Below are 23,815 nucleotides of genomic sequence, written 5' to 3' on the forward strand. Positions count from 1 at the left end.
CCACGTGCAGATCTTCGTGGGCCGGCTGCAAGGCACCCCGGTCTTCGATCCCGCGGGCGACCAGATCGGCCGGGTGCGGGACGTCGTGGCGGGCCTGCGCCTCACCCGCCGGCCGGCCGTGCACGGTTTCGTGGTCGAGGTGCAGCCGCGCCGCCGCGTGTTCCTGCCCATCACCCGCGTCCGCCGCATCGAGGCCGGCGCCGTGGTCTTCACCGGCCGGCTCAACATGCGCCGGTTCGAGCAGCGGGCCACGGAGACGCTCGTCATCGGCGAGATGCTCGACCTCGCCGTGTCCTACGACGACCGGCAGATGACCGTCTACGACGTGGCCATGGAAGAGGTCAGGCCGTCCACGTGGGAGATCACCAAGATCGCACTCCACCGGGGCCGCCGGCGCGACCTGCGCATCGTCGACTGGGACGAGGTGTCCGGGTTCGACACGCTGCAGAAGGACCAGGGGGCCGCTGGCCTGATCACCGCGTTCGAGTCGCTGCGGGCCGCCGACATGGCCAGCGCGCTGCACGGGCTGCCGGGCAAGCGCCGCATCGAGATCGCCCGCGCTCTCAGCGACGAGCGGCTGGCCGACGTGCTCGAAGAGCTCCCGCCCGACGACCAGATCGGCATCGTCGGCACGCTGGAGCCCGAACGAGCCGCCGTCGTGCTGGAGGAGATGGGGCCCGACGACGCCGCCGACCTGCTGCACGACCTGCCGCAGGAGCAGGCGGCCAGGCTGCTGGCGCTGATGGAGCCGGATGAGGCCGCCCCGGTGCGGCGCCTGCTCAGCTACCCGGTCGACAGCGCGGGCGGCGTGATGACCAGCGAGCCCGTGATCCTGCCTCCCACCTCCACGGTGGCCGAGGCCCTCGCCCACATCCGCCAGCAGGACCTCACCCCGGCCGTCGCGGCGCAGGTCTACGTCACCAGACCGCCCACGGAGACGCCGACGGGCACCTATCTGGGCGTCTCGCACTTCCAGCGGCTGCTGCGCGAGCCGCCGTCCACGCTCCTCGGCGGCGTGCTCGACCCCTCGATCGACCCCATCAAACCGGAGTTCACGCTGCACGAGGTCACCTCCTACCTGGCCAACTACAACCTGGTCGCGGCGCCCGTCGTCGACGAGTTCGGCCGGCTGGTCGGCGCGGTGACCGTCGACGACGTGCTCGACCACCTGCTTCCCGAGGACTGGCGCGAAGGGGCCGACCATGACGTCTGAACGCCTCGACCAGCCTCGCGACCTGCGGCGGTCGTTGCGTCCGCACTATGACCCCGAGGCGTTCGGGCGGCTGTCGGAGCGCATCGCCCGTTTCCTCGGCACCGCCCGGTTCATCGTGTACATGACCGTCTTCGTGACGACCTGGGTGATCTGGAACGTCGCCGCGCCCGAGCACCTGAAGTTCGACCCCTATCCGTTCATCTTCCTCACGCTGATGTTGTCGCTGCAGGCCAGCTACGCCGCGCCGCTGATCCTGCTGGCCCAGAACCGCCAGGACGACCGCGACCGCATCCAGTACGAGCAGGACCGCGAGAGCGCCGAGCGCAACCAGGCGGAGATCGAATATCTGACCCGGGAGATCGCCGGGTTGCGCCTGGCGCTGAACGAGGTGGCCACCCGCGACTATCTGCGCTCCGAGCTCGGACACCTCCTGGAGGAGCTCAGGGAGCGCCGGTGATGTCGAGCTTGGCGAGCATCGAGCGCACCTGGCCGATATCGTCGGGGCCCAGCATGTCGAGGAACTGCGTCCTGATGCCGCGCAGGTAGGTCGGCGTCGCCTCCGCCAGCCTGGACGCGCCGCGCTCGGTCAGCACCGCGAACAACCCGCGCGCGTCGTCGGCGCACGCCTCGCGCGCCACCAGGCCGTCGCGCTGCAACCGGTCGATGAGCCTGGTCAGCCCGCTGCGGGACAACAGCACGCGGTCGGCCAGATCGTTCATGCGCAGCCGCCGCTCCGGCGCCTCGGCCAACTGCATGAGCACGTCGTACGACGCCAGCGGCAGGTCATGGGCGACCAGCAACTCCGCCTCCAGGTGGCGGGTGATGCGCACCTGGGCCCGCTGCAGCATCCGCCAGACCGCCAACTCGTCGACGGTGAGGCCCTCGTGGCGCAGAAGAGTCACGGAGTAACCTTAGGACGTTGTTGCACGAACATCTAACAGCTCGGATTAACTCAGCGAGGCCTCCGGTTCATACGATGGAGGGGCATCCTCACTGGCGTCCAGCGCCTGTCACACATATACCGACAAAGGAGGGACGGCACTCCCTCGTGCCGACTTCGATGGCACTAACCCAGGAAAACGTGACGGCCGCTCTCGCCACCGTCATCGACCCCGAGATCCGTCGCCCGATCACTGACCTCGGCATGGTCAAGAGCATCGAGATCGCTCCGGGCGGCGCCGTGCACGTCGGCGTCTACCTCACCGTGGCCGGCTGTCCGATGAAGGACACCATCAGCCGCGACGTGAAGAACGCCGTCGCCAAGCTCGACGGCGTGACGGACGTGCAGCTCGAGCTCGACGTGATGAGCACCGAGCAGCGCAAGGCCCTGCAGACCAAACTGCGCGGCGACCGGGGCCCGGAGAAGGAGATCCCCTTCAACCAGCCGGGCTCGCTGACCCGCGTCTTCGCGGTGGCCAGCGGCAAGGGCGGCGTCGGCAAGTCGTCCGTCACCGTCAACCTGGCCGCCTCCATGACCGCGAGCGGACTCAAGGTCGGCATCGTCGACGCCGACATCTACGGCCACAGCGTGCCCCGCATGCTGGGCGCCGCCGAACGGCCCACCAAGGTCGAAGACATGATCATGCCGCCGGTGGCCCACGACATCAAGGTCATCTCGGTCGGCATGTTCAAACCGGAGGGCAACACGCCGGTGGTGTGGCGCGGGCCGATGCTCGACCGGGCTCTGCACCAGTTCCTCGCCGACGTCTACTGGGGCGACCTCGACGTGCTCCTGCTCGACCTGCCCCCGGGCACCGGCGACATCGCCATCTCGGTGGCGCAGCGGCTGCCGTCGGCCGAGATCCTGGTCGTGACGACGCCCCAGATGGCCGCCGCCGAGGTGGCCGAGCGCGCCGGCTCGATCGCCGCCCAGACGCACCAGCAGATCGCCGGCGTCATCGAGAACATGGCGTGGCTGCCGTGCCCCCACTGCGACGAGCGCATCGCGGTGTTCGGCGAGGGCGGCGGCCAGACCGTCGCCGACGCGCTGACCCGCACCCTCGGCGCCAGGGTGCCGCTGCTCGGTCAGGTGCCGATCGACCTGCGGCTGCGGGAGGGCAGCGACGAGGGCAAGCCTCTGGTGCTGACCGACCCCGACTCACCCGCCGCCACGGAGCTGCGCTCGATCGCCGGAGCGCTCAGCAAGCGCTCCTCCAGCCTCAAGGGCCTCCAACTGGGGTTGGCACCCCGCGGCTGACCCGTCCCGCGCGCACGCTCGCCGCCGGCCCGCGTCGCGCGCGGACCGGCGGCGTGCGGCCCACGTCAGGAAACGGACGTCAGGTGGCTTCGGAGTCGTAAGGGGGGATCTCGCCGTAGCCGAGCTCGTCCACCAGGTCAGGCGTGGCGGGGGCCGTGGTGGCCGGTTCGAGCTCGCGCGGCTTGTTGTAGTCGTCCTCGATGTCGTCGAGGAGATGCTTCCTGACGAACGTACGGGGGTTGAGGTCGGCCGGGTCGAAGTCCGAGAACTCCGGGCCCAGCCCCGCGCGCAGGTCGTCACGCGCGTTGGTGGCCATGCGCCGCAGGTTGCGCAGCGTCCGGCCCGCCTGCGAGGCGGCCTGAGGCAGTTTGTCGGGGCCGAAGACGAGCAGCGCGAGCACGATCAGCGCTGCGACTTCCCACCACCCAAGTCCGAACACCGTGAGCTCCTACCGCAGTCCAACCTCTCCGAGGACAACCCCGGCCTATCCACAGACTAAGGGCTCTCCGGCCTAGGTCGGTCGCCGCCCTATGGTCATTTTCACCGCAAAAGCCCCTGCCCACCGGGCCACCGCGTGCGGAGCGCGGGTCCGCTTCGACCACGCGGACGGCCCGGCCCGGTTCGTCACGGCGGCGCGGCGGGGAAGCCGGTGAGCGTCACCCTGGAAAGCCGGTCACGCACGACGGCGGGTGGGGGCGGGTCGGCTGTGCCGTACAAGATCCTTATTTTTCGAGTGAGATCAGGACGGACTGGGCGCGGGCTGGTCATCGGCCTCGACGGTGAGAGTGGCGCGCTGTTCCTGGCCGGCGCGCTGGAACTTGATGTCGATCGTGGAGCCGGGCGCCTTGCTGCGGATCAGCGCGATCAGCTCGTTGCCGTCCTGCAGCGCCAGCCCGTCGATCTCCAGGATCACGTCGCCCGCCTTCAGCCCGGCCTTGCCCGCCGGTCCGTCGGCGTCGACCGGCTGCTGGCCGCTGACCGGCTCGGAGGCGATGCGTACGCCCTGACCCTTGTAGTCGCGGTCGAGAAGGATGCCGATCTTGGGGCGCTTGGCCCTGCCGGTGGTGATGAGCTCTTCGGCGACGCGCCGCGTCTGGTTGACGGGGATCGCGAAGCCGAGGCCGATGCTGCCGCTCTGGCTGTTGAGCGATCGGCTGAGGGTGGCGATCGCCGAGTTGACGCCGACGACCTCGCCGCGGCCGTTGACGAGCGGCCCGCCGGAGTTGCCGGGGTTGATGGCGGCGTCGGTCTGGATCGCGCTGATGTAGGCGGTCTCCTCGGAACTGGCGCCGGTGTCGTCGCCGGCGATGACCGGCCGGTTGAGCGAGCTGACGATGCCGGTCGTGACCGTGCCGGTCAGGCCCAGCGGGGAGCCGACGGCGATCACGGGGTCACCGACGACCACCTGGTCGGAGTTGCCCAGAGTGATCTCGGGCGTGCCGAACGTGTCCTCGGGCTTGATGACGGCCAGGTCGGAGCCGGGGTCACGGCCGACGATGCGGGCCGTGGTGGTCTTGCGGTTGTTGAACATGATGCGGATCTCACCGCCCTTGGCGGCCGGGGCGACCACGTGGTTGTTGGTCACCACGTAACCGTTCTTGATCAGGAAACCGGAGCCCGAGGCGCCTTCGGTGGCCATGCCGTTGCCGGCCTCGATGGACACCACGCTCGGCAGCACCCGCGTGGCCACGCCCGCCACCGAGTCGGGCGCCCGGTCGGTGGCGCCGGTCGGCACCGGGCCCAGGCTGTAGCCGGGGTCGTTGTCGCTGGCCGGCTTGGTGAGCAGGTAGGTGCCGACGCTGCCGAGCAGCGAGGCCACCAGGGCGATGGCGACGGCGGTCGAGATGAGGAAGCCGGTGCTGGGGATGCGGCGCGGCCTGCTGACGTGGCTGTGCGCGCCCGATGGAGGCGGCGCCCAGCCCGCGCCCATGCCGAGTGCCTGACGCGGGGGCGGGGGTGGTGGCGTGCCGCCGAAGGGAGGGCCGCCGAAGGGCGGCGCTTCGTACGCCCGCGTGCCGCCGTCAGGACGGCCGTAGCCGCCTCCACCGCCGGGACGGCCATCTGGACGGCCGTAACCGCTCTCACCCCCGTCAGGGCGGCCGAAGGCGAGGTTCTCCTGTGTGCCGCTCTCGGCGAGCCCGAAGAACGGACCGTCGTGGGAGCGTGAGTCGCGGTCGGGCGGCGCGCCTTCGTAGGAGCGTGAGTCGCCGTCGGGCGGCGGGCCATCGTAGGGGCGCGAACCCGGCTCGGGCGGCGGAGCTTCATGGTTGCGGGCGTCCGGGTCGGGCGGACCGAACGAGGGCGCGCTGAGCCGTGACCCGCTCTGGCCGGGGTCGTCAGGAGCGGACCCGCCCTCGGCGGGCGATTCGCCGGCCGAGCGGTCGTACGGTGGCGTGCCGGAACCCTCGGAGCGGCCCGACGGGTCGCCCCAGGAGGCGCCGAACGAGGCGGGCGGCTCGGGCCGCCTGCTTTCGTACTCGGACGCATCTTCCGCGGGCAGGAAGTCCGGCCGCCCCTGTGGCTCAGGGTAGTCCGACGTCGTGCGTCCTTCGTTGGGGCGCGTCTCGTCGGTCATCTAAGTCTCACCACTCCTTGGCTCGGCCACCGCAATCCTCGCTTGTGCGGCATACGAGGGTCATAAAGCCTTTGTCATGAATCGCTCGTGACAAATCCCGAACCCAGATCGTATGCCCCACGCGTCGTTGACTACGCCACCCCGAGTATCCCAGGCATGGTGCCGACTCAAGGTGTGGCGGTGGGGGGAGCACTCGTCGGCGAGTTGCGATCGGGCTGCTGGAAGAGCTCGACCGGGGGCGCGGGGTTGCTCTGGCCCACGCCGGTCGCCGCGAAGAACGTGCCCAGCGCGACGGCGGCGGAGACCACCCCGACCGCCACGTAGGTCGAGCGCCGCCTACCACCGCGCCCAGGGCCCGTGGCCCCACCAGCGGCGTCCCGGCGCGGGCGGTTGTCCAGAGGCGCGATGCTGTGCGGCCCAGGGATGGGCACCCCGCCGAAGGTGCGTGTGGGGAAAGGGCGCTCCCTCGGGGGCAGTGGCCCTCCCGGCTCCGCCATCCGGAGCAGGGACATCGTCAGGTCGGCGGGCATCGACGGATCGTCGAGCGAGCGCAGGCGCGACTTCAGCGCCCGCATCGACTCGACCTCTCGACGACAGTCAGCGCAGAAGGTCAGATGAGCAAGCGCACGCTCGCGTTCGGCGTGGTTGAGCTCCCCGTCGACGAGCGCGGATACGCGTTCTCCAAGATGAGCCATATCAGTTTTCCTCCCCACGGATCACGGTCGGGGGGAGTTGAGAGTTACGGGGGGCCCGATGGTCGAGCGCCTCCCGCAACTGCGCCCGGCCACGGTGAATGCGGCTTCGGACCGTGCCCAGCTTGACGCCGAGCGTGGCCGCGATCTCTTCATAGGACAGGCCCTCGATGTCACAGAGCACGATCGCGGCCCGGAACTCCGGGGCGAGCGCGTCGAGGGCGGCCTGGATGTCGGGCTCCAGATGCGCGTCGTCCAGCGCCTGCGCGGGAGACGGCTCACGGCCGCGCAACCGCTCGGCGGCGTCGTCGGCCAGCCCCTCGAACCTGATGCGCTGCTTGCGGCGCGCCATGTCGAGGAACAGGTTGGTCGTGATCCGGTGCAGCCACCCCTCGAAGGTGCCGGGGGTGTAGCTCGACAGCGACCTGAAAACCCGGACGAAGACCTCCTGCGTCAGGTCTTCCGCGTCGTGGACATTGCCGGTCAGCCGGTATGCCAGCCGATACACGCGTGCGGAGTGCGTCCGCACCACTTCCTCCCACGTGGGAGGAGTCCAGTCAGACGACACCGGAGTATCTGTCTGGTGGTCGCTTTCGTCCACCAGAACTCCTCTCTCTGGGACCACCGCTACCGCCATAGTGCCTGGTTTCGTCCCTTCGTGCGCACTGCCTGCCTTCCGGACCGGCAAAGCCCGTTTAAACCTGCAACGCCTCAGGTCCCTCCTGAGTTCCCGTCCCGGCGTGTCTCCCATAGGCTGCGATCGGCACCAATCACGTGTATGACCTTTTGCGACAATCGCACGAAAGTGGGGGGAGGCGGCCGATGACCACTCCGGTGGAGGCCACTCTGGCCTATGCGGAGCAGTTCCATCACGAGGATGAGATCGTGCACGCTGCGCGGCAGCGCGGGCTGGAGATGGGTGCCACGCCCATCCTTCCCGGCGGCGGGGCGGCCTTGTGTTTCCTGGCGACCGCGGTCAACGCCAAGTCCGTCGTCGAGGTCGGCACGGGCTGCGGCGTCTCGGGCCTGTGGCTGCTGCGCGGCATGCGCTCGGACGGCACGCTGACGAGTGTCGACGTCGAGCCCGAGCACCAGCGGCTCGCCCGGCAGGCGTTCGCCGAGGCGGGCTTCTCCGGCGGGCGGGTACGCCTCATCTCGGGCCGGGCGCTCGATGTGCTGCCACGGCTGTCGGACGGCGGCTATGACATGGTGTTCGCCGACGGCGCCAAACACGAGTACGCCGACTACCTCTCCGAGGCGGTCCGGCTGCTGCGCGTGGGCGGCATCGTGGCCTTCGACAACATGTTGTGGCACAACCGGGTGGCCGACCCGGCGCAGCGCGACCCCGACACGGTGACGCTGCGCGAGGTGGGCAAGCTGGTGCAGTCGGACGAGCGGCTCCGCTCGGTGCTGATGCCGCTGGGCGACGGCCTGCTCGCCGCCGTCAAGATCGTCGACTGACCCGCCCGCTGCCGCGTACGTCCGCGTGCCTCTCCCGACGCACGCGCCGGCTGCGCGCGCGGGCCCGGCCGGCCGGGCACCCGGCCGCCACGGGCGCGTACGCTCCGGCAAGGCACGCGCCCGTCAGATGCGCGCGCCCTTCCCGGCAAGCGCCCGTCAGATGCGCGTGAGCCATTCGAGGAGCACGCGCACGCCGAACCCCGTGGCGCCCTTGCTGAGCGTGCCCTCGTCGACGGTGCTGCGTCCGACGCCGGCGATGTCGAGGTGCGCCCACGGCCGCTCCCCGGCGAACTCCCGCAGGAACAACGCCGCCGTGATCGACCCCGCGCCGAACTTCGAGCCGGACTCGACGTTGCTGAGGTCGGCGATCGGCGACTTCAGCGCGGCCGCGTAGTCCTCGATCAGCGGCATGCGCCAGAGCCGGTCGTCGGTGGTCTGGCCGGCGTCGACGAGCTGCCTGGCCAGCGCGTCGTCGGAGGAGTAGACGGCGCCGACGTTGCGCCCGAGCGCCACGGTGATCGCCCCGGTGAGCGTGGCGACGTCGACCACGGCGTCGGGGTCGAGGACGGCGTCGGCGTAGGCCAGGGCGTCGGCCAGCACCAGGCGCCCCTCGGCGTCGGTGTTGAGCACCTCGACGGTACGGCCGCCGTAGTGCTTGATGACGTCGCTGGGCCGCTGCGCCGTGCCCGACGGCATGTTCTCGGCGGCCGCGACCAGCCCGGTGACGCGTACGGGCGCGCCCAGCCGGGTGAGCGCGCCGAGCACGGCGATCACGGCCGCGCCGCCCGCCATGTCGGTCTTCTGGGTCTTCATGTTGTCCGTCGGCTTCAGCGACAGCCCGCCGGAGTCGAACGTGATGCCCTTGCCCACCAGCACCACGTGCCGGTCGTAGGGCCCGTCGGGCGTGTAGGAGAGCTGGATGAGCCGCGGGGGGCTGGCCGAGCCGCGCCCCACGGCGAGGATGCCGCCGAAGCCCTCTGCCTGGAGGCGCTCTTCGTCCCACACCTTGACCGGCACGCCGCTGTCGGCGGCCCGTTCGGCGAGCCAGGCGGGGTTCTTCACCGAGGACGGCGTGTTGGCCAGGTCGCGCGCGAGCGCCACCGCCTGGGCGACGACCTGCGCGCGGCGTACCTGAGCCTCGTCGGCCCCCGCGAAGGCGAGCGTCCGCACGGCCGGCTTGCCCGCCTTGCCGATCCTGTACGAGTACGCCGCCAGCAGCGCCGCCTCGGCGAACGCCGTCACGTCGCCGCCGGGCGTCACCACGGTCAGCGTGTCCTTGCCCTTGACCTTGCGCGTCAGCGCGGCGCCGGCCCTGCGCAGCGCCCGCGGCGAACGGTCACCGACGCCGTAGAGCAGCACGCGGCCCACACCGTCGCCCCGTGCCACCGGGACCTCGACGACCTCGCCCGCCTCCCCCTTGGCCTCGTAGTGTTCCAGCAGGTCGGGCACGGGCAGGTGCAGCTCGACCGGGTGCGCTGGGCTGAGGTCAGAGGCGTAGGGGACGGCCAGCAGCTCGGGCTCGCCGGGGGCCTCGGCGACCACCGACGCAGTGGTCTCAATGGGCACGGAATCTCTCCTCGGACGTCAGCGACCCTGGCGCCGGATTATCGCCAGGGTCGTAGAACAAAAGGTGTCTCTCGGGGCCGCTCAGCCGACGACGTTCTTCAACGCCTCGCCGAGCGCCTTGGCCTCGTCGGCGGAAATCTCCACGACTAGCCGGCCGCCACCTTCCAGGGGGACCCGCATGACAATGCCGCGCCCTTCCTTGGTGACCTCGAGCGGACCATCGCCGGTCCGCGGCTTCATCGCCGCCATGCGTGTTTCCCTTCCTGCCTTGGGCTCCCGCGGCCCGCGATTTCCGACCGCCCGTCGGGGGTGGTCGGCGCATTCACGTCTTCTGTGATGTCCTATTCTCCCGCATCGAGAGCGCTCATGGGTAACGATCTCCTCCCAGAATGCGTTGTCGAGGTCGGCGATCGCGTCCAAACTGGACTTCGTGCACGCTCGCGCCGCTCTGTTCGACCTCTATGGAGACCACCTGCGCTCACGCGGTGGGCAAGCCTCCGTGGCCGCCCTCGTACGCCTCATGAAACCCCTGGAAATCGCCGCTCCCGCAGTGCGTACGGCGGTTTCGCGCATGGTGCGGCAGGGCTGGCTGCAGCCCGTCAGGCTCCCTCAGGGCCCCGGTTACGGGCTGACGCCGAAGTGCGTCAGGCGTCTGGACGAGGCGGCGTTGAGAATTTACCGAGCCGGAACGCTGACCTGGCACGGCAGATGGCATCTGATCGTTTTCGGACCGGTCAAGGACCGCCCGCGAAGGGAGCGGCTGCGCGCCGACCTGACGTTCCTGGGCTACGCCGCGCTGTCCGAGACGGCCTGGATCGGGCCGCGCTCGTCGATCGAGCTGGACAACCTGCTGGAGAGCGAGGGCGTACGAGCCGACAGGTTCGACTCGGCGCTGGAGGGTGACCCCCGCGAGCTGGTCGCCAGGGCGTGGGATCTGACCGCCATCGGCGAGGCGTACACACATTGGCTGGCCGAGGCTGACACGCTGATCAGCGGGCTCCCGGAGGGGGCATCGGCCGCCCAGGTGTTCGCCACCAGGAGCAGGCTCGTGCACGGCTGGCGCAACTTCCTGTTCCGCGACCCGGGGCTGCCGCCCGAGCTGCTGCCCGCCGGCTGGCCGGGCGAGAAGGCCAGGATCTACTTCGAGCAGGAAGCCGCCCGGCTGCTGCCCGCAGCCGCCGCGTTCGTCGACAGGGAGTTGACTTGATCCGCTATGACGTGGCCGACGCCGTCGCCACCATCACCCTCGACCGCCCCGACGCGATGAACTCGCTGACCGCCGAGACCAAACAGGCCCTGCTCGACGCGCTCCGCGGGGCGGCGGACGACCCCGCGGTGAGGGCCGTCCTGCTCACCGGCTCCGGACGGGCGTTCTGCGCGGGCCAGGACCTGCGTGAGCACGCCGCCAACCTGGAGGCGGGCCGCGGCCTGGCCGACACCGTGCGCGCGCACTACAACCCGATCGTGGAGCTCATCACCACCATGGGAAAGCCGGTGGTGGCCGCCGTCAACGGCGTCGCGGCGGGCGCGGGCGCGTCCATCGCCTTCGCCTGCGACCTGCGGGTGGCGTCCGAGAAGGCCAAGTTCGCGCTGGCGTTCGCGGGCATCGGGCTGGCGCCCGACTCGGGCGCGTCGTGGACGCTGCAGCGGCTGGTCGGCCAGGGCAGGGCCGCCGAGCTGATGTTGCTCGGCGAGCCCGTCGACGCGGCCCGCGCGCTGGAGCTGGGGCTCGTCACGCGCGTGGTCCCCCCTGACGACGTGCTGAAGACCGCACGGGAGCTCGCCGGGGCGCTGGCTCAGGGCCCGACGGTGGCGTACGCCGCCACCAAGCGGGCGCTGGCCTACGCCGCGACGCACGCGCTGCCCGACTCGCTGGCCCTGGAGGCCGACCTCCAGGACGCGTGCGCCGCCTCCCAGGACCACCGGAACGCGACGAGAGCCTTCGTCGCCAAGGAGCGCCCCACGTTCGAGGGCAGGTGACGGGGCCCTCAGGCCGGCCGGCGTGAGCGTGCCAGGCAGCCCTCGATGTGGTCGTCGACCAGGCCGATGGCCTGCATCAGCGCGTAGGCCGTGGTCGGGCCGACGAACCTGAACCCGTGCCTCTTCAGCTCCTTGGCCAGCGCCTTGGAGCCGGGCGTCGAAGCGGGCACGTCGGCCATCGTCCTCGGCACCGGCGCGTCGGGCTCGGCGAAGCGCCACACCAGCTCCGAAAGCCCTTCGGGAAGGCCGAGCGCGGCCCTGGCGTTGCCGATCGCGGCTTCGATCTTGGCCCGGTTGCGGACGATGCCGGGGTCGCCGAGCAGCCGTTCGACGTCCTGCTCGGTGTACGCGGCGACCTTGACGATCGAGAAGCCGTCGAAGGCGGCGCGGAAGTTCTCCCTCTTGCGCAGGATCGTCAGCCACGACAGGCCCGACTGGAACGCTTCCAGCGCCACACGCTCGAAGACCGCGTCGTCGCCCTTGACCGGGCGGCCCCACTCCTCGTCGTGATAGGCGAGGTACATCGGGTCCGCCATGCCCGGCCACGTGCACCTGATCGGCTCGGTCACGGTCGTTCGTCCCCCGGCGTGGATTGCGCGGGCGCCTCCCCGCGCACTTCCCCACCGTCCTTCTCGACCGTCGCCTCGACCGGGCGGGGCGCCGGCTCGCCGTCGCCGCTCGCACCGTGGGCTTCGTCCTCGTGTGCTTCGTCCTCGGTCACGCTCTCCGGCCGGTCCGCCTGCTCGCCGTCCCGCTGCCCGTCCAGGACCTCGTCCGCGTCAGGGGCGGCGGGTGCGGGCATCGTGCCGGTGGCGCCGTTGGAGGTCTGCTCGACGGCGGCATCGCGCGGAGGGACCCGCCACTGTGCGTGGTGCCCGTCGCCGTCGTCGCCCCAGGGCCCTCCGCCGGGCAGCGGGTCGCCCGACTCGGGAAGCTCCCTGTACGCGGCCGGAGCCTGCGGAGCGTGGTCGGTGCGCAGCCCCGAGCCCGGGACGGCGTGGGTCTCCTGCCGCGCGTACAGCCGGCTCGACAGCAGCTCGGAGACGCGCTGCTCCAGCACCGCGATCCGCGAGTCGCGGGCGCTGATCGCGCCGGCGGCCCTGCGCAGGGTCTCGTCGACGCTCTGCGTGTGGTAGCCGACCAGGTTGACCGGCAACTGGAGCGCCATGAAGTCGACCGCCGTCAGCTGCCCGGGCTCGGGCAGGTCGAGGGGCGGCACGTCCGGCGGGAACTCGGTCAGCTCACCGCCCCTGCCAAGGGAGACCACGACCACGCATGCCAGGATGGCGATGGCGGCGATGGCGAGTACGACCAGCACATTGGCATCGTACTCATACGGCGGGGCTCGTTCAGCATCAGCGCAAGCAGCCCAATCCGGTCAGCCGGTCGCCTCGCCGAGTTCGGCGACGCTGGGCCGTACGGGCTGCGAACGCGCTTCGAGGTGGGCGAACGCCTCCTCCACGGTGGTCGTCCAGGAGATCGCGTCGAAGACGTCGGCCCTGGTGAAGCCCTGGTCGTACATGCCGCCGACGAGGGCCCTGAGCGGTTCGTACAGGCCCCAGGGGTCGAGGATCACCAGGGGACGGTCGTGGATGCCGAGCACCCGCGCGGTCCAGATCTCGAAGAGCTCTTCCAGCGTGCCGATGCCGCCGGGAAGCACGAGGAAGGCGTCGGACCGGACGTCCATGACGCCTTTGCGCTCGCGCATGTCGTTGGTGACGATCAGTTCGTCGGAGTCTTCGTCGGCCACCTCGATGTCCACCAGGACCTGCGGGATCACGCCGACCGTCCGCCCGCCCCCGGCCCTGGTGGCCGAGGTGACCGCGCCCATGCAGGAGACGGTGGCGCCACCGCTCACCAGCGTGTGGCCACGCTTGGCGAGCTCGGTGCCGACCTGCCGGGCCAGCTCTATGTATTTCTGGTCGATTCGCATGCTGGAGGCGCAGAAGACGCAGATGTTCACAAGGGGCCAGCCTATTGGGGCTCGGCGGGCTGGGCGGCGGCGGACGCCAGTTCTTCGTCCTGCTGCTGCGAGCGTGCCCGGTCGGCGTCCACGATGATGCGCACGGCCTCGTCGACGTCGTCGGTGACGGTGATCAGGTCGAGGTCCTGGGGAGCGATCTTCGCGGTGCCGAGCAGGGTGGTCTTGATCCAGTCGACCAGCCCGCCCCAGAACTCGGTGCCCACCAGCACCACGGGGAAGGAGGTGACCTTGCGCGTCTGCACCAGCGTGAGCGCCTCGAACAGCTCGTCGAGCGTGCCGAAGCCACCGGGCAGGGCGATGAAGCCGCAGGAGTACTTGACGAACATCGTCTTGCGCACGAAGAAGTAGCGGAACTCGATGCCGAGGTCGACGTAGTCGTTCATGCGCTGCTCGAACGGCAGCTCGATGCCGAGCCCGACCGACACCGCTCCGTCGACGTCGCGCGCGCCCCGGTTGGCCGCCTCCATGACGCCCGGCCCGCCGCCGGTGATGACGGCGTAACCCGCCTCCGCCAGCGCCCTGCCGAGCCGGCGCCCCTGCTCGTAGTCGAGGGAATCCTCGCCGGTGCGCGCGGAGCCGAAGACCGTGACCGCCGGGGGCAGCTCGGCGAGCTGGCCGAATCCCTCCACGAACTCGGCCTGGATGCGCAGCACCCGCCATGGGTCCATGTGCACCCAGTCGGAGGATCCCTGGCGTGCGAGCAGCCGCTGGTCGTGCGTGGAGGTGGGGACGAAGCGGCCGCGGACGACGGCCTGCCCGTGACGGCGTTCCCGGCGTGACTTTTCCATGCGGGTCACGCTAGTCGCCTTCGGACACCGCCAGTTCCACCTTCACCCGCCTGCCGGGCCGGCGTCGCGACGGCGACCGGAGCCACAACTCGGGGCACATCCGCAGCTCAGGGCCATGAAACAGGTTGCTAAAAAATCTTGTAAGAAGCAGGGAACCGAATTTCGACTCCCCCGCGTCTAACTGCCGAGGGTGCTGCTCGGGACTGAAAGTGGTCTTCCCCGCCAAATGGCCGGCGAGGAAGGCCACTTTCATGTGGAGAGCCAGTCGAGCATGGCCCGCTCGCTCTCGACGATCTTCGGCAGCGAGACGTACTCCCCCTGCTGGTGCGCGAGGTTCGGATCACCGGGCCCGTAGTTGACGGCGGGCACCCCCAGTGCGGAGAAGCGGGCCACGTCGGTCCAGCCCAGCTTGGCGCGCGGCGTGCCGCCGACCGCCTCGGTGAAGGCCGCGGCCACCGGGTGCGTCAGGCCCGGCCTCGCGGCGGGCGCGGCGTCGACGAAGGCCACCTCGAAGCCGTCGAACACCTCGCGTACGTGCTCCTGGGCCCGCTCGATCGACAGGTCGGGCGCGAACCGGTAGTTGACGGTCACCACGCACTGGTCCGGGATGACGTTGCCCGCGACCCCGCCGCGCACGCCGACCGCGTTCAGCCCTTCGTGGAACTGGAGACCGTCGACCACCGGCCGCCGCGCCTCGTAGGAGTTGAGCCTGGCGAGGACCGGCTCGATCCCGTGGATGGCGTTGCTCCCCAGCCACGACCTGGCGCTGTGGGCGCGCCTGCCCGTCACGGTGACCTCGGCGCGCAGCGTGCCCTGGCAGCCGCCCTCGATCACGCCGCCGGTCGGCTCCATCAGCACCGCGAAGTCGGCCTCCAGCCAGTCGGGGTGGTCTCTGGCGACCCGGTTGAGGCCGTTGCGCTCGGCCTCGACCTCCTCGCAGTCGTAGAAGACGTACGTGATGTCCCTGCCGGACGACGGGACGGCCGCCGCCAGCTTGAGCGCGACCGCCACGCCGGCCTTCATGTCGGAGGTGCCGCAGCCGTACAGGAGGTCTCCCTCCACCCGGCTGGGCAGGTTGGCGGCGACGGGGACGGTGTCGAGGTGCCCGGCGATCAGCACCCGCTCCGGGCGGCCCGCCTGGGTGCGGGCCACGACGGTCTCCCCCGACCGGTCGACCTTCAGGTGCGGCAGCGCGGACAGCGCCCGCCGCACCTCGTCGGCCAGCCGCCGCTCGGCGCCGCTGACCGACTCGATGTCCACGATCGCGGCGGTGAGCGCGCGTACGTCCTGCGTCAGGTCAAGCATCAGGTGTTCACTCCGTGTTCGCGCAGCACCTCGTAGAGGGCCGCCTTGTCGTGCCGCTGTCCCGGCTCCAGATATTGGAGCACGAGCACGCAGGGCAGGCCGAACGTGCCGCCGGGGAACTCCTTCTGGCGGCTGCCGCCGACCGCCACGCACCAGGCGGGGATGCGGCCGCGGGCGATCTCCTCGCCCGTCCGCACGTCGATCACCGGGATCGAGCCGGAGAGGATCGTCCCGGCGCCGACGACCGCGCCCTGCCCGACCCGGGCGCCTTCGACGATCACCGCGCGGCTGCCGATCAGCACGTCGTCCTCGACGACGACCGGGACGGCGCCGGGCTGCTCCAGCACCCCGCCGATGCCCACCCCGCCAGACAGATGCACATTTCTGCCGATCTGGGCGCAGGACCCGACCGTGGCCCAGGTGTCGACCATGGTGCCGGCGTCCACGTACGCGCCGATGTTCGTGAACGACGGCATCAGCACCACGCCGGGCGCCAGGTAGGAGCCCCACCGGGCGATCGCCCCCGGCACCACCCGCACCCCGTCGAACGAGCTCTTGAGCGGGTGCCTGTCGTGGTGCTGGAAGTCGCCCACCTGCGAACGGGCCATGCCGAGCACCGTGAAGCTGAGCAGGATCGCCCGTCTGGCCCGCTCGTCCACGACGACGTCGTCGCCGGCCAGGCGGGCCGCTCTCGCCTCGCCCTTGTCGAGCAGGTCGACCGCGCCGACCACCACGTTGCGCGCGTCGACGTCGGCGGGCGACAACTCCGCCCTGCGCTCCCACAGCTCGTCCACCACCGGGGACAGCGGTGACGAGGTGCTCACGTGACTCATGGCCCCGGAGCTTATCCGTCCAGGTAGGTTCTTCAGCGTGCGCGTGCGCTTCTCCCGTGGGGTCATCACCATCGCGATCATCGTGATCGTCCTCGCCGTGGCCATTTCCGTGGGCCTGTACCACCTGCTCAAGCGGACACCCAAGCTGGCGGAGCGCCATCCGTACTGCGTGGTCAGGACGCCCGACGGCGTCCGCAACCTCGATCCCGAGCAGGCGCAGATCGCGGCGACCATCGCGGCGGTCGCGGCGCGGCGCAGGCTGCCCGAGCGGGCGGTGGTGATCGCGTACGCGACGGCGATCCAGGAGTCGAAGCTCTACAACGTCGCCTTCGGCGACCGCGACTCGGTGGGCGTGTTCCAGCAGCGCCCCTCGCAGGGCTGGGGCAGGAAGAAGCAGCTCATGGACCCCGTCTACGCCACCAACAGGTTCTTCGCCGCCCTGGTCAAGGTGAAGAGATACCGCAAGATCCCGCTGGCGGAGGCGGCGCAGGCCGTGCAGCGCTCGGCGGGCGGCTACGCCTATGCCGCGCACGAGGACGAAGCGAAGATTCTGGCCGCCGCGTTCACCGGGCGTGTCCCCCAAGCGGTGCACTGCTGGTATGCCGCCGCGAAGACGCCCGCGCCCACGTCGCGGACCGCCGCGGCCCGCAAGCAGCTCGCCAGGGCGCTCGGCGGCACCGCGATCACCACCGAGCGGCGCGGCTGGCTGGTGGCCGCGTGGTCGGTGGCCCACGCCGAGAAGTACGGGCTCAACCGCGTCGGCTACAACGGCGCCACCTGGGTCAACGACTATGAGCGCGACGGCTGGCAGACGGGCGGCAAGGCGAGCGCCCGCCGGGTCGACCTCTCGTAGCGCCGGGTCAGGTCGCCCTGCGCACGATGGAGATCGAGCCGGGCGGCAGCGGCTGGGCGTAGCAGGCCGTCCATGAGCGGCCCTGGATGCGTTCGAAGGAGAGCAGCCGCCCGTCGGAGGCGCGGTAGTCGGCGAAGTCGAGCAGGCCCCTGTCGGGGTTGCCGGTGTCGCCCTCGCTCCTGAAGGCGGCCGTGCCCCGCTCGATCGGGAAGAACTCCACGCCCTCCATGATCAGCATGCTCTTGGCGGGAACCATGCCCTGGGTGGGCACGTCGGTCCAGAGCAGCACCTCCAGGTGCGGCGGGTCGCCGTCGAGCACCTCCACCGACAGCCACTGCAGGCGGCGCGAGCCGTCGCGCAGGAGGTATTCGATCCACTGGGTGCCCTGCCACGAGACGTGCATGGCACCGAGCACGCGCGCGGGCGAGCCCTGCACGTCGATCCGGTCGCCGACCTGGATCGTGCGAGGGTCGGTGTAGTCGGTGCCGGCATGCCCGGGCGCGATCACCGGTGCGGCCAGCGGGGTCTCGACGGGAGCGACCTCAGCCGGCGGCACGCTCGTACGGCCCTTCCTGTCCTGCCGCAGAGTGGCCAGGAAGGCACCCAGCAACAGCAGGATGGTGACGATGCTCAGCCCGAGTACGACCATGGAGGTCATGCTCATCGATCAGCTCGCTCCACTCGCGGTCTGTCTCGGCAAAAGCTCTTATCAATTTATGCGTCAAGCCCGCGCGGCGGGCTATGTCGCGCGATCCTACTGGAGGCGGCGCACGGCCGCACCGATCCGCTCATCCGTGGCCGTGACGGCGACGCGGACGTGCCGTTCACCTGCCAATCCGTAGAACTCACCCGGCGCGACCAAAATGCCGATTTCGGAGAGCTTGGCGACCTGGTCCCAGGCGCTCTGCCCATTCGACGCCCAGAGGTACAAACCGGCCGACGAGTGGTCGACACGCCACCCCGCCCGCTCCAGCGCGGGGCGCAGCAGGGCGCGGCGGCCGGAGTAGAGCTCGCGCTGCCGGTCGGCGTGCGCGTCGTCGCCCAGGGCGGCCGTCATCGCCGCCTGGACGGGCGCCGGCATGATCATGCCGGCGTGCTTACGCGTCTCCAGCAACCGCTTGACGAGGACGGGATCGCCCGTCACGAACCCGGCGCGGTAGCCGGCCAGGTTGGAGCGTTTGGAGAGCGAGTGGACCGCCAGCAGCCCCTCGTGGGAGCCGCCGCAGACGTCGGGGTGCAGGATCGAGACCGGCTCCTCTTCCCAGCCGAGCTCGATGTAGCACTCGTCGGAGGCCACGACCGTGCCGCGCTCGCGCGCCCACGCCACGACCTTGCGCAGGTGCTGGGCGGGCAGCACCCGGCCCGTGGGGTTGCCGGGAGAGTTGACCCACATCAGGTCGACCCGTTCCGGGCCGAGCGCGAGCGTGCTGTCGGCCGGGGTCGCCGCCGCCCCGGCCAGCCGGGCGCCCACGTCGTAGGTGGGATAGGCAAGCTCGGGAAAGACGACCCGCCGGGCCCCGAGGTAGGTGGGCAGCCAGGCGACGAACTCCTTGGAACCGATCACCGGAAGCACGTCACGCTGGTCGACGGTGACGCCGTGCCGACGGCGCAGCCACCCGGCCGCGGCCTCGCGCAGCGCCTTGGTGCCGTGGGTGAGGGGGTAGCCGGGGCTGTCGGCCGCCTGCGCCAGCGCGTCCTGGACGGCCCGCGGCACGGAATCGACGGGCGTGCCGACCGACAGATCGACGATGCCGCCGGGATGTGCAAGCGCGCGCTCTTTGTACGGCTCCAGCTTGTCCCAGGGGAAGTCGGGCAGGTTGTTCACGGTTCTCCAGGGTGTCACGTTGCCGTATCGAGCGCCGGGCATGCTTCACGAGCGGGGCGCACCCGGCCCGGATGCCCCCGCTCGCTTCGTGCCTTGACCGTCAGTGGCCCTCTGCCTGCGGCGGCAGGGCGGCCACCACCGGGTGGTCCTTCTCGATCTTGCCGACCTTCGAGGCGCCACCGGGCGAGCCGAGGTCCTCGAAAAAGTCCACGTTCGCCTTGTAGTAGTCCTTCCACTGCTCGGGAAGGTCGTCCTCATAGAAAATGGCCTCGACGGGGCATACAGGCTCACACGCGCCGCAGTCCACGCACTCGTCGGGGTGGATGTAAAGCATGCGCTCGCCCTCGTAGATGCAATCAACGGGGCATTCCTCGATGCACGCCTTGTCCAGGACGTCCACGCAAGGCTGCGCGATGACGTAGGTCACCTCGAGCTCCTTCTTCTCCGCACCATGGCATGACTCTGACCGCGGTTTGCTACGCCCTAGTATTGCCGTGCTTGCCGACTGGCCGAAACGGAGGGTGGCAAACTCGTGGCGGCACGGCTCGTCATCGCGATCACAAGTCAGGACATCGGCGCACGGATCACCACCCGTAGGCGCGTTCCAGAAGGCTTCCGCGACGCGGTGGGGATCCTCGTGTCGTGGGAGTCCGGGGTGCTGACCGTCCGCAAAAAAGACGGGACGCTGGTGGAGATTCCCGAGGAGACGCTGGTAGCCGCCAGGGTCGTTCCGGCCGCGCCTCCTCGACCTGGACGGATGTAGCGGTAAGTATTCGTTGTGTGACTGTACGTACCTGCGCCGCCGCAGCAGCCATCCTCGCCAGTGCCGGATGCGGCGCGTCGTCCACCGAAACCGCCTCCACCGAGGCCAAGAACCTGCCGCCCCTCAACGCCCAGGCCGCCTCCATGAAAGCCGGCTTCGGCACCATGGAGCGGCTCGTCGAGGCCGCGACGCGCGAGGGTGAGCTCAACGTGATCGCCCTGCCCCGCGACTGGGTCAACTACGGCGAGATCATCGACACCTTCGCCGACAAGTACGACATCAAGGTCAACGAACTCGAACCCAACGCGGGCAGCAAGCGTCAGCTCGACGCCGCCGCGCAGCTCAAACCCGACGTGTTCGACCTGACGATGGACGTCGCCGTCGCCGGGGCGGGGCGGTTCGCCCCGTACAAGGTGCAGGGGTGGCAGGACCTGCCCGACCAGGTCAAGGACCCTGCGGGCGGCTGGTACGCCGCCTACGGCGGCTACATGTCCATCGGGTACGACCCGCGCGCCGTCAAGCCCCCCGTCTCCTTCGCCGACCTGCTGAAGCCCGGCTACCGGGTCGCGCTCGACGGCGACCCGCTCCGCTCGGCGTCGGCGTTCGACGGCGTGATGGCCGCCTCCATGCGGGCGGGCGTACCGCAGCCCGCGCAGGGAGTGTCGCTGTTCGCCAAGCTGAAGCAGGCGGGCAGGCTCACGGATCCGTCCAAGGCCAACACGATCGTCGCCTGGGACCACCTCAACGCGGCCCGCAGCGCTCACCAGCCGGACGCGTGGAAGGTGACGATCCCTCGCGACGCCGCCCTCGGCGGTTACCACGTACAGGCGATCAACAAGGCGGCGCCGCATCCGGCAGCCGCGAGGCTCTGGCAGGAGTTCCTGTTTTCCGACGAGGGCCAGAACCTGCTCATGAAGGGGTTCGCCCGGCCCGCGCGCACCGAGGCGATGCGCATGAAGGGCACGCTCGACGCCGAGCAGGCCGCGAAATTGCCCAAGGCGCCCGGCCCGCCGGTCATCCTGACGATTCCGCAGGCAGACGCGGCGAAGGCGTACCTCAAGCGGCAATGGGCGAAGAGCGTGGGATGAGTCCGATGTGACTTGATATGTCGTAGGGACGTTCAGGCTCTAAAGTGAACGGACAGCACGGCCACGGGGGCCCGTTGTCTGACCGAATGTGAGCTGATCGTCTTGCGATACGACACACCGAGTTTGGAGCGGTGGAACAGTCGCGCCTACGACAGCAGCTTCGGCTACGTCTCGACCCAGGGCGCGCCACTGGTCGACCTGCTCGACCCGCGGCCCGGCGAGCGTGTGCTCGACCTCGGGTGCGGCACCGGAGTGCTCACCGCCCAGATCGCCTTCAGAGGTGCCGACGTGCTCGGCATCGACGGCTCGGCCAAGATGATCGAGAAGGCGCTGGCACAGTATCCGGGCATCAACTTCATCGTCGGCGACGGGCACGACTTCACCGTCGTCGAACCGTACGACGCGGTCTTCTCCAACGCGGCGCTGCACTGGATGAGCCGCGACCCGGGCAGCGTGATCGCGAACGTCCGCGAGGCGCTCACGCCCGGCGGGCGTTTCGTCGCCGAGATGGGCGGCGCGGGCAACTGCGCCGAGCTGACCGCCGCGATGCTGACCGCCTGGCGTGAGTACGGCCTGCGCGAACCTGACCTGCCGTGGTATTTTCCCACGCCTGCCGAGTACGCCCGGCGGCTCGAACAGGAGGGTTTCGTCGTCAGGTTGCTCGAATACTTCGACCGGCCGACGCCCCTGGACGAGTGCCCGGGCGGAGCCGCCGACTGGGTGAGCACGTTCGCCGCCTCGGTGCTCAAAGGGCTCCCGCCCGACATCGTGGGGCCCCTGCTGCGGCGCGTCAACGAACTGGCCGCGCCCGCGCTGCGCAGGGAGAGTGGCTGGATGGCCGACTACGTGCGCCTACGCTTTGCCGCTGTTCGGCGCTGATGCGTAGTGCATGATGCGTAGGGCTGTTTTGCCGGACTATGGTCTGTTCCGTGGGCGGCGAGACTATGGCTGCACCGCTGCGGCGGCGTGAGGGGCTGGTGAACGGAACGGGATGAATTTCTGCCTGAGCGACCTCGTACCACCGTTGAGGTGGAGCGACGCGTCGACGATCACGCTACTCACCGGGCAACCGGACCTGCCGGACGCGTGGTGGCGCACTCTGCCCATGCCCCACGTGCTCGCGGCCATCGGCCCGGAGTCGCTGGGCGAGCTGCTGACCGAGATAGCCCTGGAGCATTGGCCGGCGGCGGCGGTGGGCGACGTCCTGCCGGCGCTGCACGTCCTCGACCCCGACGAGGCCGACGAGCCCGCCGTCGCCATCGCGCTCGACCGGGCCGGCTCGTGGGCGGGACTGCTGGCGCTGACCAGCCGGGAGCTGGTGGACCAGCCCTTCATCCAGGCGCGTCCGGTGCTGAACACGCTGTTCTCCGCCGCCTTGGTACGCCTCGCGCGCTCGCGCCACGACCACCCGGCCCCCGCGCCGGCGTCTTCGCCCGCGTCGGCGTCCCCGTCGGCGTCGGTCCCCGGGCCGGTCCCGGCCCCGGCGTCGGCCGCTGAGGCCGCGGCCACGGTCGGCCCGGTGCTGGCCCCCGCCCCGGCCGTCCCCGAGACGGCGCACGGGTCGGAGCCGGTCACCGCCGACCCGCAGGCCGCCCAGCCGGCCGGGGAGCACCCTGCCGAGGCCGGGCACTCGCCGGAGCCCGGACGGCCCGTGGAGCCCGAGCACTCCGCCGGTGCCGAGCACGTCGGCGGGCAGCACTCCGACGCGGCCGAGCAGCCCGACGGGCAGCACTACGTCACGGGAGAGTCGGCCGGCGGACAGCAGCAGGCCGTCGAGGCGAGCGAGCGTCACGGGGCGGTCGCCGAGCAGGCGATGCCTCACGAGGCCGGTGAACGTCCCGCTGACGCGGTGGCGCAGTTCGCCGCCGAACCGGGCGAAGCCGCGCGTGTGGCCGATCATGACGCTGAGGCCGCCGGGAGCGAGGTCGCCGCGGGGCCGGAGGCCCCGGCCGCCGGCGTGGGGCCTGACGCTGAGGCAGTGAGCGCCGAGCAGGTCCCGGAACCTGCCGCTGAGACCGTCAGCCCGGAGCCGACCCCACAGCCCGCCACTGAGACCGTCAGCCCGGAGCCGGTGGCGGAGGCCGCCGCTGGGGTCGTCGGTCCTGAGCCGGTCGCGCCGGGTCAGGACGTTCTGGAGGTTTCCTCCGCGCCTGCGGCGGGGCTGGAGCCCGAACCTCTGGCCGACGCGGCGCCGGAGCCGGAACCCCAGGCCCACGCAGCGCCCGAACCCGAACCCCAGGCCCACGCGGTGGCGGATGCCGGGGTTCAGGGGGACGTGGCGGCGGTGCCTGAGCCGGCCGGGGCGGCGGTCTCCGGGCACGGGCAGGGGTTGCCGGAGCTCATCGAGGCCGCGTTCGCCGGGCTGGACGACAAGAGCTGGGCGGTCGCGCAGAACCGCATCTTCACCGACGAGCCGTCGGCGGTGGACCAGCTGGCCAAGCTCTTCGCCGTACCCCCAGCGGAGATCGCCGCGACCGAGGACGAGCTGCGCGCCCGTCTCGGCCAGTGGCTGGCCAGCGACGAGGCGGCACCGTACCGCGCCCATCTGGACGACCTGGTGCGTACGCTGGGCCCGGCCGCTCCCAAGGAGCAGCTCATCGGCGCGGCCGACTGGCACCAGGTGGAGATCCGCGCGCTCGAGGTGCCCGCCTGGCAGTTCGTCCTGGCGACCCTGGCACCCCAGCCCCAGCCC

General features: G+C 70.8%; 26 protein-coding genes and 1 pseudogene. 11 read left to right on the forward strand and 16 right to left on the reverse strand.

Annotated features, from left to right (window positions below; translation table 11 throughout):
- The first annotated feature begins 4 nt into the window (after window positions 1–4).
- Both GUY59_RS22705 and GUY59_RS22710 read left to right on the forward strand, forming a co-directional pair.
- Window positions 5–1,213 carry a magnesium transporter MgtE N-terminal domain-containing protein gene (locus tag GUY59_RS22705; RefSeq protein WP_425465094.1) on the forward strand — a complete coding sequence of 403 codons (1,209 nt, stop codon included), beginning with the start codon at window positions 5–7 and terminating at the stop codon, window positions 1,211–1,213.
- Window positions 1,203–1,670, forward strand: coding sequence for a DUF1003 domain-containing protein (locus GUY59_RS22710; RefSeq protein WP_132335891.1), 468 nt, complete (start codon window positions 1,203–1,205; stop codon window positions 1,668–1,670). Before GUY59_RS22705 ends, GUY59_RS22710 begins: the two co-directional genes overlap by 11 nt.
- On the opposite strand, the gene GUY59_RS22715 is transcribed toward GUY59_RS22710, so the two are convergent.
- Complete coding sequence (locus tag GUY59_RS22715) at window positions 1,654–2,115, reverse strand: MarR family winged helix-turn-helix transcriptional regulator (protein WP_252375058.1); 462 nt, start codon at window positions 2,113–2,115, stop codon at window positions 1,654–1,656. The two genes, GUY59_RS22710 and GUY59_RS22715, sit on opposite strands and share 17 nt — an antisense overlap.
- Window positions 2,116–2,273: 158 nt before the next feature.
- Here GUY59_RS22715 and GUY59_RS22720 point away from each other — a divergent pair, with 158 nt between their 5' ends.
- On the forward strand, window positions 2,274–3,410 hold the full coding sequence (locus tag GUY59_RS22720; protein ID WP_132335893.1) for an Mrp/NBP35 family ATP-binding protein: 1,137 nt from the start codon (window positions 2,274–2,276) through the stop codon (window positions 3,408–3,410).
- Between the two features lie 79 nt (window positions 3,411–3,489).
- Here the strand turns inward: GUY59_RS22720 and GUY59_RS22725 are convergent, their stop codons facing one another.
- The 4 genes from GUY59_RS22725 to sigE all read right to left on the reverse strand — a co-directional run bounded on the left by GUY59_RS22725 (window position 3,490) and on the right by sigE (window position 7,314).
- On the reverse strand, window positions 3,490–3,849 hold the full coding sequence (locus GUY59_RS22725) for a sec-independent translocase (RefSeq protein ID WP_138202976.1): 360 nt from the start codon (window positions 3,847–3,849) through the stop codon (window positions 3,490–3,492).
- A 300-nt stretch (window positions 3,850–4,149) separates the two neighbouring features.
- Window positions 4,150–5,985 (reverse strand): S1C family serine protease, encoded by a 1,836-nt coding sequence (locus tag GUY59_RS22730; RefSeq protein WP_138202974.1) that lies wholly within the window; start codon window positions 5,983–5,985, stop codon window positions 4,150–4,152.
- 167 nt (window positions 5,986–6,152) lie between these two features.
- Window positions 6,153–6,680 (reverse strand): anti-sigma factor family protein, encoded by a 528-nt coding sequence (locus tag GUY59_RS22735; protein ID WP_138202972.1) that lies wholly within the window; start codon window positions 6,678–6,680, stop codon window positions 6,153–6,155.
- Between the two features lies 1 nt (window position 6,681).
- Window positions 6,682–7,314 (reverse strand): RNA polymerase sigma factor SigE, encoded by a 633-nt coding sequence (gene sigE, locus GUY59_RS22740; protein WP_132335901.1) that lies wholly within the window; start codon window positions 7,312–7,314, stop codon window positions 6,682–6,684.
- 185 nt (window positions 7,315–7,499) lie between these two features.
- Here sigE and GUY59_RS22745 point away from each other — a divergent pair, with 185 nt between their 5' ends.
- Window positions 7,500–8,138, forward strand: a complete 639-nt coding sequence (locus tag GUY59_RS22745) for an O-methyltransferase (RefSeq protein ID WP_138202970.1) — start codon at window positions 7,500–7,502, stop codon at window positions 8,136–8,138.
- Window positions 8,139–8,294: 156 nt separating this feature from the next.
- Here the strand turns inward: GUY59_RS22745 and GUY59_RS22750 are convergent, their stop codons facing one another.
- Window positions 8,295–9,704, reverse strand: coding sequence for a leucyl aminopeptidase (locus GUY59_RS22750; protein ID WP_138202968.1), 1,410 nt, complete (start codon window positions 9,702–9,704; stop codon window positions 8,295–8,297).
- Between the two features lie 81 nt (window positions 9,705–9,785).
- Complete coding sequence (locus GUY59_RS22755; RefSeq protein ID WP_020545024.1) at window positions 9,786–9,953, reverse strand: DUF3117 domain-containing protein; 168 nt, start codon at window positions 9,951–9,953, stop codon at window positions 9,786–9,788.
- A gap of 181 nt (window positions 9,954–10,134) precedes the next feature.
- On the opposite strand from GUY59_RS22755, the gene GUY59_RS22760 reads away from it, so the two are divergent.
- Both GUY59_RS22760 and GUY59_RS22765 read left to right on the forward strand, forming a co-directional pair.
- On the forward strand, window positions 10,135–10,911 hold the full coding sequence (locus GUY59_RS22760) for a PaaX family transcriptional regulator (protein ID WP_132335907.1): 777 nt from the start codon (window positions 10,135–10,137) through the stop codon (window positions 10,909–10,911).
- Window positions 10,908–11,684 (forward strand): enoyl-CoA hydratase-related protein, encoded by a 777-nt coding sequence (locus tag GUY59_RS22765; protein ID WP_138202966.1) that lies wholly within the window; start codon window positions 10,908–10,910, stop codon window positions 11,682–11,684. The genes GUY59_RS22760 and GUY59_RS22765 overlap by 4 nt, the downstream gene beginning before the upstream one ends.
- Before the next feature lie 8 nt (window positions 11,685–11,692).
- Here GUY59_RS22765 and GUY59_RS22770 read toward each other — a convergent pair whose 3' ends face one another.
- From GUY59_RS22770 to GUY59_RS22795, 6 genes are all read right to left on the reverse strand, one after another.
- On the reverse strand, window positions 11,693–12,253 hold the full coding sequence (locus tag GUY59_RS22770; protein ID WP_138202963.1) for a DNA-3-methyladenine glycosylase I: 561 nt from the start codon (window positions 12,251–12,253) through the stop codon (window positions 11,693–11,695).
- Window positions 12,250–13,002, reverse strand: coding sequence for a hypothetical protein (locus GUY59_RS22775; protein ID WP_138202961.1), 753 nt, complete (start codon window positions 13,000–13,002; stop codon window positions 12,250–12,252). The genes GUY59_RS22770 and GUY59_RS22775 overlap by 4 nt, the downstream gene beginning before the upstream one ends.
- A gap of 60 nt (window positions 13,003–13,062) precedes the next feature.
- Window positions 13,063–13,647 carry a TIGR00730 family Rossman fold protein gene (locus GUY59_RS22780; RefSeq protein WP_138202959.1) on the reverse strand — a complete coding sequence of 195 codons (585 nt, stop codon included), beginning with the start codon at window positions 13,645–13,647 and terminating at the stop codon, window positions 13,063–13,065.
- Window positions 13,648–13,658: 11 nt separating this feature from the next.
- The gene (locus GUY59_RS22785) at window positions 13,659–14,456 is read right to left on the reverse strand and encodes a TIGR00730 family Rossman fold protein (protein ID WP_132335917.1); all 798 of its coding nucleotides are present in this window, start codon (window positions 14,454–14,456) and stop codon (window positions 13,659–13,661) included.
- Window positions 14,457–14,705: 249 nt separating this feature from the next.
- Window positions 14,706–15,761, reverse strand: coding sequence for a succinyl-diaminopimelate desuccinylase (gene dapE / locus GUY59_RS22790; RefSeq protein ID WP_138202957.1), 1,056 nt, complete (start codon window positions 15,759–15,761; stop codon window positions 14,706–14,708).
- A complete protein-coding gene (locus tag GUY59_RS22795; protein ID WP_138202955.1) occupies window positions 15,761–16,594 on the reverse strand; it encodes a 2,3,4,5-tetrahydropyridine-2,6-dicarboxylate N-succinyltransferase in 834 nt (277 codons plus the stop codon). Before GUY59_RS22795 ends, dapE begins: the two co-directional genes overlap by 1 nt.
- Window positions 16,595–16,631: 37 nt before the next feature.
- Here GUY59_RS22795 and GUY59_RS22800 point away from each other — a divergent pair, with 37 nt between their 5' ends.
- Window positions 16,632–17,447 carry a hypothetical protein gene (locus tag GUY59_RS22800; protein ID WP_252375057.1) on the forward strand — a complete coding sequence of 272 codons (816 nt, stop codon included), beginning with the start codon at window positions 16,632–16,634 and terminating at the stop codon, window positions 17,445–17,447.
- Window positions 17,448–17,454: 7 nt separating this feature from the next.
- On the opposite strand, the gene GUY59_RS22805 is transcribed toward GUY59_RS22800, so the two are convergent.
- The 3 genes from GUY59_RS22805 to fdxA form a co-directional block, all read right to left on the reverse strand.
- A complete protein-coding gene (locus GUY59_RS22805; protein ID WP_236667411.1) occupies window positions 17,455–18,111 on the reverse strand; it encodes a DUF4178 domain-containing protein in 657 nt (218 codons plus the stop codon).
- A gap of 90 nt (window positions 18,112–18,201) precedes the next feature.
- Window positions 18,202–19,272, reverse strand: coding sequence for a succinyldiaminopimelate transaminase (gene dapC / locus GUY59_RS22810; protein ID WP_171055468.1), 1,071 nt, complete (start codon window positions 19,270–19,272; stop codon window positions 18,202–18,204).
- A 100-nt stretch (window positions 19,273–19,372) separates the two neighbouring features.
- Window positions 19,373–19,699 carry a ferredoxin gene (fdxA, locus tag GUY59_RS22815; protein WP_132335925.1) on the reverse strand — a complete coding sequence of 109 codons (327 nt, stop codon included), beginning with the start codon at window positions 19,697–19,699 and terminating at the stop codon, window positions 19,373–19,375.
- A 105-nt stretch (window positions 19,700–19,804) separates the two neighbouring features.
- On the opposite strand from fdxA, the gene GUY59_RS22820 reads away from it, so the two are divergent.
- The 4 genes and pseudogenes from GUY59_RS22820 to GUY59_RS22835 form a co-directional block, all read left to right on the forward strand.
- Window positions 19,805–20,035, forward strand: coding sequence for a putative acetyltransferase (locus GUY59_RS22820; protein WP_132335927.1), 231 nt, complete (start codon window positions 19,805–19,807; stop codon window positions 20,033–20,035).
- A 17-nt stretch (window positions 20,036–20,052) separates the two neighbouring features.
- Complete coding sequence (locus GUY59_RS22825) at window positions 20,053–21,123, forward strand: ABC transporter substrate-binding protein (protein WP_252375056.1); 1,071 nt, start codon at window positions 20,053–20,055, stop codon at window positions 21,121–21,123.
- A 102-nt stretch (window positions 21,124–21,225) separates the two neighbouring features.
- Entirely contained in the window at window positions 21,226–22,002 is a 777-nt protein-coding gene (locus GUY59_RS22830; RefSeq protein WP_138202951.1) for a class I SAM-dependent methyltransferase, read from the forward strand.
- Between the two features lie 112 nt (window positions 22,003–22,114).
- A pseudogene (locus GUY59_RS22835) lies at window positions 22,115–23,815 on the forward strand (hypothetical protein); the annotation flags it as partial.

The sequence above is a fragment of the Nonomuraea sp. K271 genome (assembly GCF_009908215.1).
In the GTDB taxonomy this organism is placed as follows: domain Bacteria; phylum Actinomycetota; class Actinomycetes; order Streptosporangiales; family Streptosporangiaceae; genus Nonomuraea; species Nonomuraea longispora.